Here is a 2,311-nt window from a genome sequence, read left to right as displayed (position 1 = left end):
ACCCGCCCGAGCTCATCGCGCAGATCGAGGAGACCTATGGGGACAGCTACCCGCTGACCCTGGTCAACGACGACCAGGCGCTGCTCGTGGAGGACGGGTCGGCGCGGCTGGTCAGTTCGCCCTGACCGGACATCCAGCCGATTCGAGTTCCACCACCCCACGGGGATTCATCCGTTACGGAGGACGACCATGCGCATCCCGTTCCTCGGCCGCATCCGCGATCGCCGCCAGTACCACCCCGATCTCCGACTCGCGTCAATGGTGCTGCCCCCGCGATTGGTGGGACCGCGGACACTGCCGGCGATACAGAAGCTCGGGACACTGCTGCCCGGACTGCGGGGAACGGAGACGCATGAACTCGAGTCGGGTGCGACCGTGCGGGTCTTCCGCCCCTCCGGTGAGTCCTCGACGCCCTCGCCAGGCCTGGTGTGGATCCACGGCGGTGGATACCTCGTCGGTTCTGCGGCGCAGGATGACGCACTCTGCCGGGCCTTTGCTCGGAGAACCGGTGCGACCGTCGTCTCGGTCGACTATCGGTTGGCGCCGCAGTTCCCCTTCCCGGCGGCGCTCGACGACTGTCACGCGGCGCTCGTCTGGCTGGCCTCTCAACCCGGCATCGACACCCGCCGGACAGCCATCGGTGGCGCGAGCGCCGGCGGTGGCCTCGCAGCCGCACTGGCGATCCGGGCGAGAGATGACGGCCCCGTCGACCCGGTACTGCAACTGCTCGTGTACCCGATGCTGGACGACCGCACCGACACCCCGGACCCACGACACCGACTGTGGGACGCTCGGTCGAATCGGTTCGGCTGGACGAGCTACCTGGGCGGGGCCGACCCGTCCACGGCGAGTCCGGCCCGCCACACCGAATTGGTGGGTGTCGCGCCGGCATGGATCGGCGTCGGCACGGTGGATCTGTTCTTCGACGAGGACAAGGCCTACGCAGACCGCCTCGGGCGCGCCGGAGTGCGCTGCGAATTCGTCCCGGTGCCGGGGGCCTTCCACGGTTTCGACCTGGTCGTCACCCGCGCCGGGGTCAGCAAGGACTTCTTCCGAGCGCAGTGCGATGCGCTGAGGGAGGCGTTCGACGGTTCCTGAGCCGGATCTACACCCAGTCCACCGACAGCGGCGACCTGCGTCCCCACCCCACGGTCTGCAACAACGGTTCGTCCAGCTCGAGGGCGGGATGTCCCAGACAGAGGTACGCCAGGGGCCGGGCCCCGTCGGGCACGGGCACGCTGGAAGAGAGATGGTCCGGCTCGACCAGGCTCACCCAGCCCATGCCCAGGCCCTCGGCCGTCACGGCCAGCCACAGCAGAGTGATCGCGGCCACCACGCTGTACTCGGTGGCCGCCGGGACGCTCGTGGTGCCCAGGACCGGCCCGGCGGGCGGCCGGTGGCTGACGACCAGGCCGACCGGAGCCTGGAGGATGCCCTCGAGACGCAGCGAGTCGTAGAGTTCCCGTCGCGGACCGTCGAAGCGCTCGGACTCGGCGCGGCGCACGGTGCGGAATCCCTCGTGGACGGCCTCGCGCACGGCACGGTCGCGGACCACTGTGACGTGCCAGGGCTGACTCAGCCCGACGCTCGGGGCCACGGCGAAGACCTCGAGGAGGCGCTCGATGGTCTCGCGGGGGACCGGGGTGGGATCGAAATGCCGGTGATCGCGACGGGTGGCGAGGATCCGCCACAGCGCATCACGGTCGGGAGTCCCACTCACGGCCGCACGAACCGCGGACTCCACACGCGCCCCGAATCGGTGACGCGTGTCCCGGAGGCGCCCACGATGAGCAGGCACCTCATGTCCACCGAGCCGCAGTCGAGCTCGGCGAGAGTGGTGATCGTCAGCGATTCGCCCTCCCGGCCCACGTCCCGGCCCACCACCACCGGGGTGGCCGGGTCGCGGTGCCGCAGGAGCACGTCGCGCGCGTCGGCGACCTGGTGGGTGCGCGAGCGCGAGGCGGGGTTGTACACCGCCAGGACCAGGTCCGCCGCGGCGATCGCGTCGAGACGCCGCGAGATGACCTCCCAGGGCTTGAGCCGGTCGGACAGGCTCATCACCGCGAAGTCCGCGCCGATGGGGGCCCCGGCCCGTGCGGCGACCGCCTGGACGGCGGACACCCCGGGCGCGACCCGCACGTCGATCCGGGAGTACAGAGGGTCCTCGGCGGCCTCGAAGACCGCCGCGGCCATGCCGAACACGCCCGCGTCGCCCCCGGAGACCACCGCCACGCGTTGGCCGGAGCGGGCGAGGTCCAGCGCGAGTCTGGCCCGGTCCACCTCGACCGTGTTGCCCGAGCAGTGCCGGGTC

Annotated in this window: 3 protein-coding genes; 1 reads left to right on the top strand and 2 read right to left on the bottom strand. The window is 71.2% G+C overall.

Annotation, left to right across the window (positions count from 1 at the left end):
- Positions 1–189: 189 nt before the first annotated feature.
- A complete protein-coding gene (locus IY392_RS11160) occupies positions 190–1,098 on the top strand; it encodes an alpha/beta hydrolase (protein ID WP_194861250.1) in 909 nt (302 codons plus the stop codon).
- Positions 1,099–1,105: 7 nt separating this feature from the next.
- Here IY392_RS11160 and bluB read toward each other — a convergent pair whose 3' ends face one another.
- Both bluB and IY392_RS11150 read right to left on the bottom strand, forming a co-directional pair.
- Positions 1,106–1,720 (bottom strand): 5,6-dimethylbenzimidazole synthase, encoded by a 615-nt coding sequence (bluB, locus tag IY392_RS11155; protein WP_231750440.1) that lies wholly within the window; start codon positions 1,718–1,720, stop codon positions 1,106–1,108.
- Positions 1,717–2,311: precorrin-3B C(17)-methyltransferase (locus tag IY392_RS11150; protein ID WP_194861249.1), on the bottom strand; the 595-nt coding region annotated here is incomplete at its 5' end. The genes bluB and IY392_RS11150, both read right to left, overlap by 4 nt.

The sequence above is a fragment of the Dietzia sp. SYD-A1 genome, assembly GCF_015356725.1.
GTDB lineage: Bacteria > Actinomycetota > Actinomycetes > Mycobacteriales > Mycobacteriaceae > Dietzia.
This window is presented reverse-complemented; position numbering and strand designations above follow the sequence as displayed.

What these genes read in the sequence shown, in the direction of transcription:
- IY392_RS11160 (WP_194861250.1), top strand. Translation starts at nt 190, where the DNA reads ATGCGCATCCCGTTCCTCGGCCGCATCCGCGATCGCCGCCAGTACCAC.